Annotated in this window: 20 protein-coding genes; 15 read left to right on the forward strand and 5 right to left on the reverse strand. The window is 61.0% G+C overall.

Annotated features, from left to right (window positions below; translation table 11 throughout):
• Positions 1 to 7: 7 nt before the first annotated feature.
• From C7450_RS35285 to C7450_RS33020, 8 genes are all read left to right on the forward strand, one after another.
• A complete protein-coding gene (locus tag C7450_RS35285) occupies positions 8 to 100 on the forward strand; it encodes a hypothetical protein (protein ID WP_425351283.1) in 93 nt (30 codons plus the stop codon).
• A 95-nt stretch (positions 101 to 195) separates the two neighbouring features.
• A complete protein-coding gene (locus C7450_RS32995; RefSeq protein WP_110378656.1) occupies positions 196 to 609 on the forward strand; it encodes a hypothetical protein in 414 nt (137 codons plus the stop codon).
• A 254-nt stretch (positions 610 to 863) separates the two neighbouring features.
• Positions 864 to 1031, forward strand: a complete 168-nt coding sequence (locus C7450_RS34250; RefSeq protein WP_170147573.1) for a hypothetical protein — start codon at positions 864 to 866, stop codon at positions 1029 to 1031.
• 237 nt (positions 1032 to 1268) lie between these two features.
• A complete protein-coding gene (locus tag C7450_RS33810) occupies positions 1269 to 1664 on the forward strand; it encodes a hypothetical protein (protein ID WP_146227624.1) in 396 nt (131 codons plus the stop codon).
• A gap of 508 nt (positions 1665 to 2172) precedes the next feature.
• Positions 2173 to 2577, forward strand: a complete 405-nt coding sequence (locus C7450_RS33005; RefSeq protein WP_110378658.1) for a hypothetical protein — start codon at positions 2173 to 2175, stop codon at positions 2575 to 2577.
• Positions 2574 to 4364, forward strand: a complete 1791-nt coding sequence (locus tag C7450_RS33010) for a prohead protease/major capsid protein fusion protein (protein ID WP_110378659.1) — start codon at positions 2574 to 2576, stop codon at positions 4362 to 4364. The genes C7450_RS33005 and C7450_RS33010 overlap by 4 nt, the downstream gene beginning before the upstream one ends.
• 1000 nt (positions 4365 to 5364) lie before the next feature.
• A complete protein-coding gene (locus C7450_RS33015; RefSeq protein WP_245450310.1) occupies positions 5365 to 7023 on the forward strand; it encodes an arylsulfatase in 1659 nt (552 codons plus the stop codon).
• 122 nt (positions 7024 to 7145) lie between these two features.
• Entirely contained in the window at positions 7146 to 8198 is a 1053-nt protein-coding gene (locus C7450_RS33020) for an HAD family hydrolase (protein WP_110378660.1), read from the forward strand.
• A 104-nt stretch (positions 8199 to 8302) separates the two neighbouring features.
• Here the strand turns inward: C7450_RS33020 and C7450_RS33025 are convergent, their stop codons facing one another.
• The 5 genes from C7450_RS33025 to C7450_RS33045 all read right to left on the reverse strand — a co-directional run bounded on the left by C7450_RS33025 (position 8303) and on the right by C7450_RS33045 (position 10692).
• Positions 8303 to 9247, reverse strand: coding sequence for an SUMF1/EgtB/PvdO family nonheme iron enzyme (locus C7450_RS33025; RefSeq protein ID WP_425351282.1), 945 nt, complete (start codon positions 9245 to 9247; stop codon positions 8303 to 8305).
• A gap of 102 nt (positions 9248 to 9349) precedes the next feature.
• Positions 9350 to 9604, reverse strand: coding sequence for a hypothetical protein (locus C7450_RS33030; RefSeq protein ID WP_210206607.1), 255 nt, complete (start codon positions 9602 to 9604; stop codon positions 9350 to 9352).
• A gap of 115 nt (positions 9605 to 9719) precedes the next feature.
• Positions 9720 to 10175 carry a hypothetical protein gene (locus C7450_RS33035; RefSeq protein WP_110378661.1) on the reverse strand — a complete coding sequence of 152 codons (456 nt, stop codon included), beginning with the start codon at positions 10173 to 10175 and terminating at the stop codon, positions 9720 to 9722.
• Complete coding sequence (locus C7450_RS33040; protein ID WP_110378662.1) at positions 10172 to 10441, reverse strand: Imm32 family immunity protein; 270 nt, start codon at positions 10439 to 10441, stop codon at positions 10172 to 10174. The genes C7450_RS33035 and C7450_RS33040 overlap by 4 nt, the downstream gene beginning before the upstream one ends.
• 2 nt (positions 10442 to 10443) lie before the next feature.
• On the reverse strand, positions 10444 to 10692 hold the full coding sequence (locus C7450_RS33045; RefSeq protein WP_210206608.1) for a helix-turn-helix domain-containing protein: 249 nt from the start codon (positions 10690 to 10692) through the stop codon (positions 10444 to 10446).
• Between the two features lie 1328 nt (positions 10693 to 12020).
• On the opposite strand from C7450_RS33045, the gene C7450_RS34380 reads away from it, so the two are divergent.
• From C7450_RS34380 to C7450_RS33085, 7 genes are all read left to right on the forward strand, one after another.
• Positions 12021 to 12197 carry a hypothetical protein gene (locus tag C7450_RS34380; protein ID WP_210206609.1) on the forward strand — a complete coding sequence of 59 codons (177 nt, stop codon included), beginning with the start codon at positions 12021 to 12023 and terminating at the stop codon, positions 12195 to 12197.
• A gap of 14 nt (positions 12198 to 12211) precedes the next feature.
• On the forward strand, positions 12212 to 13297 hold the full coding sequence (locus C7450_RS33060) for a tyrosine-type recombinase/integrase (RefSeq protein ID WP_170147574.1): 1086 nt from the start codon (positions 12212 to 12214) through the stop codon (positions 13295 to 13297).
• 120 nt (positions 13298 to 13417) lie between these two features.
• Positions 13418 to 13666 carry a helix-turn-helix transcriptional regulator gene (locus C7450_RS33065; protein WP_146227625.1) on the forward strand — a complete coding sequence of 83 codons (249 nt, stop codon included), beginning with the start codon at positions 13418 to 13420 and terminating at the stop codon, positions 13664 to 13666.
• A 58-nt stretch (positions 13667 to 13724) separates the two neighbouring features.
• Positions 13725 to 13904 (forward strand): helix-turn-helix transcriptional regulator, encoded by a 180-nt coding sequence (locus C7450_RS34975; protein WP_110378671.1) that lies wholly within the window; start codon positions 13725 to 13727, stop codon positions 13902 to 13904.
• Positions 13904 to 14149, forward strand: coding sequence for a DUF6074 family protein (locus tag C7450_RS35290; protein WP_110378667.1), 246 nt, complete (start codon positions 13904 to 13906; stop codon positions 14147 to 14149). The genes C7450_RS34975 and C7450_RS35290 overlap by 1 nt, the downstream gene beginning before the upstream one ends.
• On the forward strand, positions 14146 to 14685 hold the full coding sequence (locus tag C7450_RS33080; protein ID WP_110378668.1) for a hypothetical protein: 540 nt from the start codon (positions 14146 to 14148) through the stop codon (positions 14683 to 14685). Before C7450_RS35290 ends, C7450_RS33080 begins: the two co-directional genes overlap by 4 nt.
• Before the next feature lie 394 nt (positions 14686 to 15079).
• Positions 15080 to 15400: leucine zipper domain-containing protein (locus tag C7450_RS33085; protein WP_170147575.1), on the forward strand; the 321-nt coding region annotated here is incomplete at its 3' end.

Below are 15400 nucleotides of genomic sequence, written 5' to 3' on the forward strand. Positions count from 1 at the left end.
CTCCTGGATCGACGCCTACAACACCCGACGACCCCACTCGGCCCTCAACGGCATCCCGCCATTCCAGAGGCTGAACAACCTTCTTGGAAACGACATCTAGCCGGCGCCTTCAACAAATTCGTTATCCCCTTCGAGGGAGGTGAAGGCGGAGAGGCTTACGGGCGGTGGGGCGAAGTCTTCTCCTGGCAACATGATTTGCGCTGGGACGAGACCGAGCGTCATATCAACGGCCGAGCCGCTGAGAACACACTTCGCCTCGCCACCCTTCGCGCCATCAGCCGAAACCCGGCCGCCCCGGCGGTGGCAGTCGATGATATCGAATGGGGCTTTGCTATTGTGCATCGATCCATCGCGATCATCAGCGACGGCATCTCTCGCCACATGGCAGCATCGCCAGCGGAGGCGCTCCGCAATGCCGTGAAGGAGGCTTTGAGGGACAAGCCCAACGGGTTGGCCTACTCACTACTGCTGCAGCGGCAGGGCATCAGGAAGGCCGACAACCGTCTGCTAAAGGACGCGCTGCGCTGGCTTCTGGATGCGCAGGAAATCATCGACGTCTCGGGCAACCACGAGCCTGGGAAGGGATCGCGTTTCCGCCTTCGAGAATGAAAACGAGCTCGACAACGTGAAAACGAGAAATGCCGATTTCGTTTTCACCTGTCATCCCGTTGTCGCGTCCTGACAACGGGAAAAATTTAATAATATCAACAATATATATCATTTTTTCTTCTGTTTTCACGTTTTCAATCATCTTTTCGAGGACCGATTCCGGACGATTTTGCCCCCTGAGGGGTCTGTCTGAAAGCATGTTGAAAACGTGAAAACGTGAAAACGGCGCCATCAGGAGCCGGATGGAGCGCACAATGGCCGACTATGATTTCGATACCATCGACGACATCGATGATGCGGACGATGACTCCGTCCATCTCTTGGTCTTCGACCGGGAGGCGGGTGAATTCGTCTGGGCATGGGTGATGAGGGAGACGCTGGCCGAGGCCGGATATATCGACATTTCGGACTACGGCATGTGACTGCGTCGCCTCGTTGCATAGTATGGCCCGGCGCTACGTAGTGCCGACCGGGTCTTGTAGTGTGGGTGCCATATATAGCGATCAACTGCGTGATCGCGCCTCTATATCTTGATTTTGCTTGACGCGGTCGCTGTATCCGGCTACATTGCGCATGGCTACCGTCCTCTGCGACGCTCGCCCAAAACCAAAAGCAATTGAAAGCAAGCCCCCGTCCCGAAGCTCCACCCGGAGCAATACGTGCACATTTCCCAACGTTCAGCGGCGCAGCATCGCGCCGGCACCTATTCTATTCTTGATCACCGCCCCGACGCCTGGACACCAAGCCGTTCCCGCCGCATACACGGCAGGGTCGTCCTTTTCCGCAACGACGGACCATCATCCGTTCCGCCGCCTCCAGCGAACGACAACGCGGCTCGCATCGAATGGCCATTAGGAAAAGCCCTTCGCGCCGACGGCAACAAGTGGCTTCTGGCCATAGCGGCTGGCTATCGTCATATTGACGAGCTCTCAAGCGCCGGCGGTTTACTCGGAAAAGACATTGGTGAATCCGGTTTCAGTATCGACCAACGCACGTGGGTCAATCCGAGTGGCGTCATTATCTATAAGGGCGCCCGAAGGGCGCCCGCGAAGTGACAGGCGGCGACCCGCGGCCGGTCAGTCCTACGATGGCGACGGGGGGCGGTCGGAAGCTCGTTCCGACAGCGTGGAATGGTGACGCACCACTCCACAGGAAGATGGACGCGCAGGGCCTTCTTTCGCACATTCAGGCAGCCCTTGGCCCGTTACTACACAGCCCACCGAGGACGCGGTCATCGGCGGGTGGACGCTGGAGGCCATCGGCAGGCGTGAAGGTCTCTCCGACAAGCCCCGTGCCTGCGCTGTCGGGAAGGCGTTGGTCTACCGCGGACTTGGCGCTCTGGGGGATATCTTCTTCGGCGCGAAGCATCGGGTTGCCCTTGCTGAGCTGGGCATTAGACCGTCGGTATAAACGAAAGCGATCCCCCGTGCGGGTATAGTATGGGATAGATGCGCATACCTGGGCCGGATCCTTCGGGACCGGCCCCATTTCCCATCGCACACAGGCCGCCTCCGGGCGGCCTTTTCTTTTTTGGCCATGAAGGCCGCAAAATTGGAAAGCGTAATGACCTATTCGCTTCGCGAAATCTCTCGCACGCTCGGACTTTCGATCGGCCGCGTTGAGCAATGGAGGAGTCGGGACTACATCAAACCGAATCCGTCCGGCTGGACCGCCGACGACGCCGTGCGCCTGCTCGTGCTTCACGACCTCCACGAGATTGGTTTCAACGGATCCGAAATCTCGTTTGCGATCGATAATCTCCGCGGATGCAATGAGTTCGATGGTCAGTATCTGGTCATCTCCGGCTCTCCCTTCATGCAGGAAGGCCCGGCCACGTTCAAACTGGCCACCCATGCCCGCGTCGTCGACCGCGATGAAGTCGGGGCACTGGCCGCGGATTGCGGCCTCGTGACTATCGTCAACCTTGGCGATGTCGCTGCCCGCGCCCGCAAGGCACTTACTCAATGACGGAACTCTCGCGGGCAGCGCCCGTCAGTTTCAACCCCGCGACGCGCACGTTTACGGCTATCGCTGCGACGTCCACCCCGGTGAAGCGCTGCGACTACCATGGGGACTTCAATGAGGTCCTTGCGGTGTCCGGAAACAACATCCGCCTCGATCGCCTGGCCTCCGGCCGCGCACCGCTGCTGGACGGTCATGCCGGCGGATCCGTCCGAAACCAGATCGGCATTATACGCTCGGCCCGCGTCGACAACGGCGAGCTCCTCGTCGATGTCGAGCTCTCCGACCGCGAGGACGTCGCGCCCATCGCGGCGGACCTCGCCGCCGGCATCATCCGCAACGTCTCTGTCGGCTATCGCGTCCATGCGGCCGAAGAGAGCACCGAGGCGGGTGTCCGCACCATCACCGCCACGGACTGGGAGCCGTTTGAAGTTTCGTTGGTGCCCGTCGGCGCCGATCCCGCCGCACATGTTCGCTCCATCGAGGAACCCTCATTGTCTACTACCACCCCCGCCACGACCGACCTCGTTGAAGCCGACCGCGCTCGTGCCGCGACCATCAACGAGCTCGCCCAACGCGCCGGCCTGACCGATCTCGGTGTCGAGCATATCGTCGCCGGCACACCGGTTGCCGACTTCAGAATCCTCCTTCTCGACGCCATTGTGGAGCGTGATGCCGACGGCGAAATCCCTCCGCGCCGTTCGGCCTATCACGACAGCTACGACGACCCCGCCTTCCGCATCCGCGCCGCCGGCGAGGCTGTCTATGCTCGTCTGACACCGGGTCACGAGCCATCGGAGCAGGCCCGGCCATTCCTGGGCCGTACGCTTCTCGATCTCGCGCGAGACAGCCTGCGCATCGCAGGCATCCGCGATCTGGGCTTCAATCCGCCCACGACGATCGAACGCGCCCTGGGCACCAGCGACTTCCCGCTGATCCTTGGCGATGCTCTTGGCCGCACGCTGCGCGCCGCCTATGCTGCGGCGCCATCCGGCCTGAAGCTGGTCGGCCGGAAGACGACGGCCCGTGACTTCCGCGACAAGCATCGCCTTCAGCTTTCGGAGGCGCCGCGGCTTGAGAAGGTGAACGAACATGGTGAGTTCAAGCACGGTGGCCTCGTCGAAGCTGGTGAGACCTACAAAGTCGTAACCTATGGAAAAATCCTGTCAGTCAGCCGGCAGGCGCTTGTGAATGACGACCTCGGCGCCTTCGCAGACCTTGCCCGCCGCATGGGACAGGCCGCGGCGGCGACGGAAGCGGAATTGCTGGTGGACTTGCTGCTTGCGAATAGCGGAGCCGGGCCGACCCTGCATGACAGCGTGAATCTCTTCCACGCGACGCATAAAAACCTCGCCGCCGGTGCGGGCAATCTCGGTGCGCCGAGCGTCACAACGCTTTCGGTTGGCCGCACGGCGATGCGGAAGCAGGTCGGACTGAGCGGCGAACTGATCGACGTTTCCCCGCGCTGGATTGTGGTCCCTCCCGAGCTTGAGACGACCGCCGAGCAGGTCTTGGCGACAATCGCCGCAACAAAGAGCGATGACATCAATCCGTTCTCGGGACGGCTCAGCCTCGCCGTCGAGCCGCGGCTGACGAGTGCGACGGCCTGGTATCTCACGGCCGATCCCGCGTCGGTGGATGGGCTGGAGTACGCCCACCTGGAGGGGCAGGAGGGTGTGCAGATCGAGACCCGTGCAGGCTTCGATGTCGACGGCGTTCAGATCCGGGCGCGCATCGACTTCGGCGCCGGATTTGTGGATCACCGCGGCTGGTGGAAGAACCCTGGGGCGTGATGGCTCTGGCAGGGCAGCCAGATGGGCTGCCCTCTCCCAGGCGGAAGCGGAACCCCCCGGGAGAGTTCTGCAGCCGATCGTTCCTCGGGATGCATCGCCGTCGCGGTGCGGCGGGCGCCGAGAAGGACCCGAGAGCGATCGTGAAACACCCTGTTTCACAAGGTACTTCCCGACCACCCGGCCGGCATGCGCGGCGGCGGCAGCCCTAAAAAACGCTAGTTCCAGCCGAATTTCCGAGGTTCGCACCTTTGGGCCAAACACGGCGCGCACCAACGATTCCGGGGTGCGCACGAAGGTGCGCACGGTACGCATCTCGATGCACAGGTCCGCACCTACCTCCATCTCTCCATAGGAGCTCTCATGACCTCAACACCCACATTCGTGAGCGGGAGGCCCCGCTCGCAGACCGTTGCTCTCGAGTATGAGTCAGGGCAGACCGATGGCCGATCGTACTCAAGCGTGTCGCAAGGCACGGGCTGCAAGGAAACCATCGACGAAGCCGCTGCTGTCGCTCTGGCCAACGACAAGCCTCTACGCGGCCTACCATCCCAATGGCGGGTCCCTCGCGCGCGCCCTAACGTGGGGCGTGTAAGGTCGAAATAAATTATTCCTGTTGAAGAAATCAATCCCTTATGATTGGATTAACAAGTAACTCCGCGGCTAACTATGGGAATTACTGAAACAGTAAATCTGTTTCTGCTCGGCCCAATCGCTGAGAATGGAAATTTTTGCCGCTGTTATAATGTTGTATGAAGTCTCCTAATCGGGCTTGCATCGAATTAACTGTACAGAATTTCTGCATAACGGCGCGTTCGTATCAATAATCATAAAAAAATGTAGTTCGGATGCATGCCGTCATTGCCGACAGTTGACGATAAGGTAGCGCCAAGGGGAGCAAAAGCTCATGACAATATCGGTCTATACGCGTCCAACCGCGAAGATGGGATGGCGGACTAGGCTTTGTGCGACGGTATCTTTCGGGCTCGCGATGGCCGCGGGAATGACGACGACGCCTGTCCTTGCCCAACAACCAGCGCCCAACATCCTGTTCATCATGGGCGATGATATCGGTTACATGCAGCCGAGCATCTACCATCGCGGCCTAATGGTTGGCGAAACGCCCAACATCGACCGCATCGGCCGTGAGGGCGCGACGTTCACGGACTACTACGCGGAGCAGAGCTGTACCGCGGGGCGCAACGCCTTCTTCACCGGCATGCATCCGCTGCGCACCGGCATGATCCCGCCGCAGCTTCCCGGCAGCCCCTCCTATCTAAGGCCTGGCACGCCGGCGCTGGCCAAGTTCTTGAGCGATCTCGGCTACACTACGGGCGAGTTCGGCAAAAACCATCTGGGTGACCACACGGACTCACTGCCGACGGCCCACGGCTTCCAGGAATTCTGGGGTTATCTCTATCACCTCGATGCCATGCAGGGCGTAAGCTTTCCGGATATCAACAGAACCCCGACCGAGCAGACGGTCGCCCCGCCCTGTAAGAACACGCCCATACCCGGGCTCAGTGATCCTCCGGGCGCAGTGGACCCGGCGACGACGATTTGCCTGATGCCGCCACGCCCGGTGATCTCATGTACATCGTCCGACGGCACTGGCGCGAAGCAGATGTGCAAGGATGAAGGCCCGTTGACGCTCGAACGATCGAAGACGGTCGATGAGGAAATCTCCTCCAAAGTTGTCGACTTCCTCGACCGCAATGACCCGAAGAAGACAAACAAGCCGTTCTTCGTTTGGTATAATCCGGCCCGCATGCATGTCACCACGGTGCTGTCGGACAAATATCTCGCCATGGTCGGCGAACCCGGCGGCAAGGACTGGGGCGTCAACGAAGCCGGCATGAAGCAGTTGGACGACAATATCGGTGTAGTCCTCAAGAAGCTTGAGGATCTCGGCCAACTCGACAACACCATCGTCGTCTTCACGACCGACAATGGCGCCGAGACAATCACCTTCCCCGACGGCGGCACCACCCCGTTCAAGGGTGGCAAGCTCACCACCTGGGAAGGTGGCATGCGCGCCCCGATGGTCGTGCGCTGGCCGGGGCATATCGCGCCGGGAACCCTGAAGACAGACATCTTCGCATCGCTCGACTGGGTGCCGACGCTGGTTGACATCGCCGGCGGCGCGAAGGGCAACGACCTCAAGGCGCGGATCGAGAAGGGCGATTATCCAGGAATCGTCAAGACGACGCTGGACGGTGTGAACCAACGGGCCTATATCGAAGGACAATCTCCAAAATCAGCGCGCGACACCTTCTTCTACTATTCCGGCAAGGACCCCTCGGCGGTCCGCTACAAGAACTGGAAGATGTATTTCGCGATGGTGTCTGACGCGCCGGCGGGTTTCATTACCGGTGTCGTCCCTCTCAGCTGGACGCAAGTTGTCAATATCAAGCGTGATCCGTTCGAGACCGCAATTGGGCAGCAGGCAAAGACTCTTTTCGGGATGGGCGGAGCCCTGGGGGCGCCGGCTACCGCATACGTCTATGACTGGAACATGCTTCCCATCGGCCAGGCGCTCTGGCTGAAGGAGCTATCGACCTACATCCCATACCCACCACTCCAGAACCCTGCCAGCTACAATCTGGATCAGGTGATGCAGCAGGTCCGGGAGATGCGGTCGTCGAGTCATGTCGGCGACTGAGATTTGACGAGTGGAAGCGCGCGCATTGTGTGCGCTCCCACCTCAGAAATGGCCGCGTCTGTCTTGGACGTGCGCTGAGCGACCGTCGTCTTGCGGGCCGAGGCCCGTTCGAGGAGGCACCAATGAATCACGCATGGCTGGCTGGCATCGCTCGCCGCCGATCCATTGCGACGCTGCTTCTTCTTGCATCACTTGCCGTCTCACTTGTTTCTGGCGGCGTGCACGCCCAGGCACCGGCCGACGCGCTCCCTTCATGGAACGACGGAGTGCCGAAGCAGGCGATCCAGCAGTTCGTCGAGGCGACGACCAGCATCGGCGGTGCGAATTTTGTGCCGCCGGAAGAGCGTATCGCGACCTTCGACCAGGACGGTACGCTGTGGGTCGAGCAGCCGATGTACACGCAGGTCCTGTACTGCTTCGACCGGCTCGCTGAGCTGGCAAAGTTGAAGCCTGAACTTTGGCAGATCGAGCCGTTCAAGACGGTGCTGTCCGGCGATCGGGCGGCGATCGTCAAACTGTCCCTGCCCGAGCTCGATAAGGTCCTCGTCGTGACCCTGACCGGCATGACCGTCGAGGATTTCCGGGGTGAGGTTCGGGACTGGCTCGCCCGGGCTAAAGATCCCCGCTGGAAGCGCCCCTATACGGATCTCGCCTATCAGCCGATGAAGGAGCTGCTGGCCTATCTCAGGACCAATGGCTTCAAGACCTACATCGTGACGGGCGGAGGGCAGGACTTCGTCCGCGTCTATGCGGAAGCGGTCTATGGCATTCCCCCGGAGCAGGTCGTCGGCACGGCCACCGGTGTCACCTACAGCTATGACGGGCTGGGCAATCCCATCCTGACCAAGGACCCGAAACTCCTGCTCAATGACAATGCGGCCGGCAAGCCGGAGGGAATTCATTTCTTGATCGGGCGCCGGCCCTATGCCGCGTTCGGCAACTCAACCGGCGACCGACAGATGCTGGAATACACGGCCGCCGGGCAGGGATTGCGATTGTCGATGCTGCTGTTCCATGATGACGGCCAGCGCGAATATGCCTATGGGCCGGCGCAGGGCCTGTCCGATACCAAGGTCGGAACCTTCACGCAGGATCTCTATGACGACGCCATGAAGAAGGGCTGGACGATCGTCAGCATGAAAGCCGATTGGAAGCGCATCTTCGCGTTCGAATGATCGGCACGCGATGTGGGCCTTCGAACCGAAAGGACGACGTCAGCTATCGCTATTGCGACCCCTCATGGGGCCTCGGACTTAGCCGTTGCTTGCGATCCAGCCATTCATGCATCATACGCGTCGTCCTGCTTTTTCATCGGCCGTAGGATGCAGCGGAATCCCAAATGTGAGATCGAGGTATCGACGGGCTGCGCCATACGAGCCGCCGGACGATAGCAACGGCGATAATTAGGCGCACACAGGTGCGACCCACCCTTAGTTTCCCTCCGCGGGACGCGGATTCGTCGCCGTGCAGCAGGGATTGGCGATCTCGCCATGGTCCTGGTACTAGTCCTCCGTCCATTGCCAGACATTTCCGGCCATATCGTAAAGACCATAGCCGTTCGGCGGGAAGGCGCCGACGAGCGCCGTGTACTCGTAGCTGTCCGCCATCGTGTTGCGATAGGGGAAATCGCCCTGCCATGTATGGCCATGTGCCGCCCCCCTGGGGTGAGTTCGTCGCCCCATACGAATTCGGCGCGGCCGAGGCCGCCACGAGCCGCGAACTCCCATTCGGCCTCGGAGGGTGGTTGCTTACCAGCCCAGCGCGCATAGGCCTCGACATCCTCCCAGGCAACATGGACAACCGGGTGATTCATCAGCTTATGGATCGAACTCGCCGGACCACGAGGGTGGCGCCAGTTCGCACCGGGTACATAGGCCCACCAATTATAGTGGTTGGACATGTCAACCGGCCCAGTGGGACGACGGAACATGGTCGAGGATGGCGCCAACATGTCCGGCCGCGCCCCGGGATAATGCGATGGATCGGCGGGCCTTTCCGCCAGGGTCACATGGCCGGTCGCGGCGACGAATGTTTCGAAATCGCGATTGGTGACGGTGAACTGGTCGATCCAGAAGCCGTCAACCCGGACGCGATGGGCGGGCGCCTCTTCAGGATAATGGCCATCGGAGCCCATCAGGAACGCGCCGCCGGCAATCCAGACCATTCCCTGCGGATCGACCACGGTGCCATCCCCGGCATTGGCTTTGGTCTCGCTCGTGCTCATGGTCGTATTCCCGCCTCCACCCGGCCCGCTTTGGGGCCACCAACTCAGCGACGTAGGCCTCAAGTTCCGAGGGAACGGCCAAGCTACCCATCATCTCACTCGTCAATTTTCGGGCCAGATACCTTCGTCCACGGACCGATCGTGGTCAAAGTCGATTTCGCCCAGACGCTGATAAAGCGCGAATAGATACTCGTGCGCCTTGTGGGCTAGCCGGTAGGCCTCGGGGTTAGCAACCACGGCCGGATGATCGGCGAGATGGCGGTCGTTGAAATCCATGACCAGCGAAGCGGTATGCAACGCCTCGTGAAAACGGAACGAGCCGGCTTGACTCTCCGCGACGAGCTCGGCCGCTGTCATCTCGCGATCTTCGGCAAGGGCCTCAAGGCGCTGGAGGCGGAAGGTCTATATCTCTTCATCGGTGCCAGCCATGTCTAATCCTTCGGAAGTGGACGCCGGCGCGTGCCGTTCAGCGCTATGCCCTATCCTGCTTTGCTTCGACCTCGGGAAACCTCACGATATTTCCTGGCATCGCCCTCAAAAAGGCGCCCAATAATCCTTCTCCTCGTCCTCGGAGAATGATGTGCCAGCCGCGGGCGAGAGCGGCGACCCCGTAGACGATCGGGATGGCATTAATCCATCGAGGGCTGTCCGTGGGATACCAGAACAGCGCGCTATGGTTGCGCGCTAGGGTTGCGTAGGCGAGTACGGCAAGGGCATACAGCCAAAATGCCAGACGATGTTTGACGCCATGCTTTCCCACGAATGGATAAGCACCACGTTCGCCCAGCGTGAACAGTGCAATCAGCGCGAGGATAACAACATAAGCGTATCCCGCTCCGAGTGGCAGCAAGCCGCTCATGAACACCCCAGCCCACAGCAATGCGGTAGCCAGGACAAATCCGACCTTCTGTATGCGACGGTCGTTCATGGTGTGCCCTTCTTCAGGCGAGCACCTAGTGCGGACCAGGGCGCGGCCCGATAGACTAGGCGCACCGAGTTAATGAGCGTCGTGTCCACACCAAGCGGGGTCTCGGCAAGATCATCGCCCGCCCACGATGGCGTAAACATATGGTCGTGACCATCTCTTCCGGCCGCCTGAAGTCGAAGGAGCTTCTCGATCAGTAGCGCAAGCCCGGCATCATCGAAGCAGATTGCCACTTCAGGCCCATCCGAGATGCACTCGACAGTGAGCATAGCTATCCCTTTTTCAGCCTCACCCCCGGGCCGCCGTCGCCAGAATACCGACCTGCGTCCACAAACTCTACGCCGGCCGACTCGAGGGCTTGGCGGATGGCGGAGATCGCTTCCGGCGATACTTGTCGTCGCCCTCGCTCGAAATCGACGATCGTAGACAATCCGAGGTCGGCTGCACTCGCCAACTGGGGCTGGGTCATGCTGGCCAGACCCCTGGCAGCTTTGCATTGCGCTGGTGATAAAATCAACATTTTATGTTGACTATTCTTTCCGGCTTCGTTGCAACAGAAAATGTTGATAGCGGATCACGCCGATCCGCACAACACCCCCGCTCGGCCGCTTGTCCTCTGCGCGCGCGCCGAGCGGGGCACCCTAGAAGTGAGGAGACCACCGCGATGACTACGACTGCTGCCATTGCCGCCGGCGGAGGAATACACTGCTGGTGTAGTGTTTCGCAGAATATCTCGGAGCATGGCCGAGGTTGAGGCGAAGGCGCGGCAGGGGGGTGAGGCTTCGTCTATTGAGACCACTTCCTCAGAGCCAAGGGAAATGTCGGGTGCCCAAGCAGCGGCACTGTCCAGGGCAGTGGACGACCTCATTGATCTCTACGTGAGTAGACCGCATGCCGCGGAGAAGTTGGCGAAAGAACTCGATGCTATCGGTCATTTGCCTATCATTGCGCTAGCAGACGCCATAGAGGCAGCCGCTGCGTCAGCGTAACCAGGACCGCCATTCACACCACGCTCGACACCACCCATCGTGTCGCGGCGGCGCACAAAGCCCTTTGTGCTTTGAGTAACGCGGCCGAATGGAATGAAGTCGCGGCCATGAACGAGGATGACTGGAAGGCTGCGGCGAAGTCTCTCGACGTGGAGGCGCCAGCAGGGCCAGTGCCGGCGGCACCCGCTAACGCCAATAGCCCAAAAGCGGGTCCGGAGCCGGCCGGAGCTACGTTGGCCAACCTTGAAGACGATCCGTGGATACGGAAGCGCTTTCCCAAAGATGCGGCATAACCCGCCGCCACGCCGCCTAGACTACCCCGTAGCTATCGCCGGGTTCCCAGAGGCTGCCATAGGGGCAGACCATGACTTTTGTTGCCAATGAGAATGCCGGCCCCCACCGCCGGCACGTCCTTCCACTATCCCTACCGCCTCGCGGTCTATCCCGAGTGGAGGCTGCGGCCTATATCGGGGTGTCGGCTTCAACGTTTGATGTCATGGTGAGGGACGGCCGGATGCCTGCACCGAAGGAAGTGAACGCACGCCGGATCTGGGATCGCGTGCGTCTCGACCATGCATTCGAGGCGCTGCCGAGTATCGAGAGCGCGAACCCCTGGGACGAGGACGCGGCGTGAAGGCGTAGATCAAATACGTCGTCGAGGATAAGGACCGGCACGGAAACGTGCGGGTCTATTTCCGTAGGGCTGGGCAGTTAAAGCTGCGCCTCCCGACGCCAATCGGCTCGCCCGCGTTCTGGGAGGCATACAGGAAGGCGGTGGCGGGGGAGGCGCCCAAGAAGGCGCAACAGCCAGAGTCCCGCCCGCAGCAGAACACGATGCGATGGCTCGTCGTGGGCTATTATGGCAGCGCTGAGTTCAAAAAGGCTGGACGATCGCATCAAGCGGGTGCGGCGGCTGGTGCTCGACGCTTTCTCGAAGAAGCATGGAGACAAGCCCTATAGGCTGATGGAACCGCGTCACATGCGGCGGTTGCGTGACGAGAAGGCGGATCGCCCTGAGGCGCGAATTCGCTGGTGAAATATCTCCGGCAGGTGTTCGCCTTCGGCGTGAACAACGATTACTGCGATCGCAACCCCGCCAAGGACGTGCCCTACATCAAGACAGGTTCCGAAGGCTTCCACTCTTGGTCACTGGACGAGGTCGAGGCCTTCGAGAAAAGACATCCCGTTGGCACAAAAGCCCGCCTTGCACTGGCGTTGCTTCTCTATACCGCGCAACGACGGTCGGATGTCGTGCTCTTCGGCAAACAGCACGTTCAGGATGGCTGGCTCGTCTTCACGCAGGTGAAGAACCGGGTGAGGGCGCCTGTGCGGCTCGAGATCCCGATCGTCGCGCCGCGCCAGTCTATCATCGATGCCTCGCCAGTCGGCGATCTGACATTCCTTGTGACAGAGTTCAACAGGGGCTTCACGGCAAATGGATTCGGCAACTGGTTTCGCGATCGGTGCGACGAGGCAGGCCTGCCGCAGTGCTCGGCACATGGGCTGCGAAAAGCAGGAGCGACCATCGCGGCAGAGAATGGTGCGACTGAGCGCCAGCTCATGGCGATCTTCGGGTGGTCGACCATCGGCAAGCTCGCAGAGATCGCCGAGAACCTGCACCGCCGGCAGATCGACGACATCGAACGCGGCGAGCTGATCGCGGCCTGGATGGAGCTCCGGCAGGAACGGAAGCGGACGCTGGCGGATAAAGCGCGGCAACCTGCCGCACTAAAGGAGCCCGGTCGAGGCCGCGGAGCAAAGGGAGGCGTTCGCCAGGCCGCTCGCGACTTGGGCATGCCAGAGCGGTCCGTCCGAAGGGCTTTGTCGGTGGCCGCTCTATCGACTGAAGCGAAGGCGGCGGCCCGCAAGGCGGGCGTCGCCGGAAACCAAACGGTCCTGCTTGAGGTGGCCAAAGCAGGGACGCCGGATCTCCAAGTGGCGGTGATCCGCCGCGGTACCGAGGAGCGGCTTGCGGCGGCGCCGGTGGGCACGCCTTCGATACTCCAGATGCTGATGGACGCCTGGGCGAAGGCTGATGAGGTTACGCGCCGGGAGTTCTTGCGGCAGGTAGAGTTGGAAAAACGTACACGTTTGGACGCTTTTTCAGCCCAGCGTGTTGCTGCCGGGCGCAAATGAGCCCAACTCGTCGAAATTGGCTTGACATCGAAGCCCGTTAAATATCTCAGTTAGCTTACGCCAGACCATGGTGCGTTGCTGTGCCCCAAAATCGATGTCTATTTTAAACAGGAGCTTTTCATGCTCACTGCGAGCAAATACGTGTCGAAACAAGGCTTGGTTACTGGTGAATTGATCGATGGTGTCGAGGTCTGTCGAGTTCTAGGTATTTCGAGATCATCGCTTTGGCGATTGGTGCGAGACGGCATGTTTCCGAGGCCGATTGCTTTGTCGGCACAGACGCGGCGCTGGCGCCGCGAAGACTTGGCCAAATATATCGCCGCGCGCGTCGCTGAACGCGACGGCAAACAGGAGGGTGCTAGTGAGTAATATTCCATCCTCCCAACCTCCCGAGAAGGGCGTTCGTGACGCGAGCCACTTCCTAACAGTGTCAGAGGTCGGCGCCCGGCTCGGGTTAGCGATCTCAACACTTAACTCTTGGCGGAGCCAGGGGCGCGGCCCTCGCTTCGTCAAAATGGGGTCTCGCGTCCGTTACCATGACGCTGACATTGCCAGTTGGCTGGCTGAAAACACGAGGACCTCGACGTCCGGGAAGGGGGTTGCGTGATGGGGGTCGTCGTTCCATTCCCTGCCGCGAGGCACCGCGGTCGGATTACTAAAACGGCCAGCTATATGGCCTCGATCAGCCGGGACCATGCCGAGAAACATCTGAGCGAGCAACTCCGCCGGCTCGTGGCATCGCTCGAGAAAAAGGGCATTGAGCCCGACACGATCGAGCGCGAGCGGTCAGCTTATAATGCGGCAGTCCGGGCGGCTGTCTGGCGTCTCATAATCTTGCGAGGGGCATCATGAGCGGGGCGAAGCGGCGTCGTAAGAATGCCATCGGCTCCGCATTCATCGCTCACAAAAAGGAGATGCGCGAAAGCTTTGCCTGGCGGTACCTGCCTGACAATGCGCGACGCATTTTGGATCGGCTCGAACTGGAGCACCTTCGGCATGGGGGTGCTGATAACGGGTTTCTCAAGTGCACCTACAGCGACTTCGAGGAGGCTGGCATCAGGCGGGCCTCGGTGGCTCTCGCAATCCGGCAGTGCGTAGAGTTGGGATTTGCAGAGATTACAGGTCAAGGCCAGCGTTCCGTAAGCAGTTTCCGTGCACCTTCGCTTTACCGGCTCACGTACTTGAACGGTTGGGGACGGAGCATGCCACCGACCGATGATTGGCAACGCGTCACGTCAGATGAGAGCGCCGTCGCCGCGCTGACGCGCGCTAGCGCAGCTCGCAACTTCGCAACCCAGCCCGTTAGGAGTGCCGTTGGTTGTGGCGTTGAAATTCAGAATTCCGGACGCGCAAACGTGCCTACACAAGGCGCGCTTGCGCGTCCGTAACAATCCTCCGCCTAGGCGCAAATTCGCGTCTACAGGCTTAGGCGCGAAAGCGGGCCCACTATCTATATCACGGGCGGGGGGCGTAGTAGGGAATGGCTCACGCGAGCTGCCGAAAAGCTCACAGTTTGGTTTCCCTGTCGAAGCATCAGGGGTGTATGCCGGCCGCGCGCGGAGCGCGGACCGGCTCTGGCCCGGCGGTGAGATCGTCATCATCTCTGGCCCCTTGGCTCTAGGCCGAGGTCCAGCACTCTAAGGGCCGGCGCGCCGTTGCGCGTCCGCCCCCGCTCGTCGATTTCACGGACATCTAGCTGTCGAAGCTATGAAGGTTGTTCATCCGGGGCCGGGATGTGAGGCTGGGGTTGCGAAGCCAACCAACCCTGACCGGAGCGCCCGGATGAACATGCATGAGAATGCGCGGATGACCGTTCACGGTCGAGTCCTTCTGGTGAATCGGATCGTGGCAGGGGGCTGGCGCGTCGCGGATGCTGCGCGAGCGGCCGGGATTTCCGAGCGCACGGCCTACAAGTGGCTGGCCCGGTTCCGGGCGGGCGGCGAGCGGATGCTGCACGACAGGAGCTCGGCGCCCGGCCGGATGCCGCATGCGACACCGGTCGCGACGGTCGAGGCCGTCGAGGGACTTCGCCGGCGGCGCCTGAGTGGCCCGGCCATCGCGCGCGAGCTCGGCCTGCCTCGCTCGACCGTCGGCGCGATCCTG

This window comes from Chelatococcus asaccharovorans (assembly GCF_003201475.1).
Classification (GTDB): domain Bacteria; phylum Pseudomonadota; class Alphaproteobacteria; order Rhizobiales; family Beijerinckiaceae; genus Chelatococcus; species Chelatococcus asaccharovorans.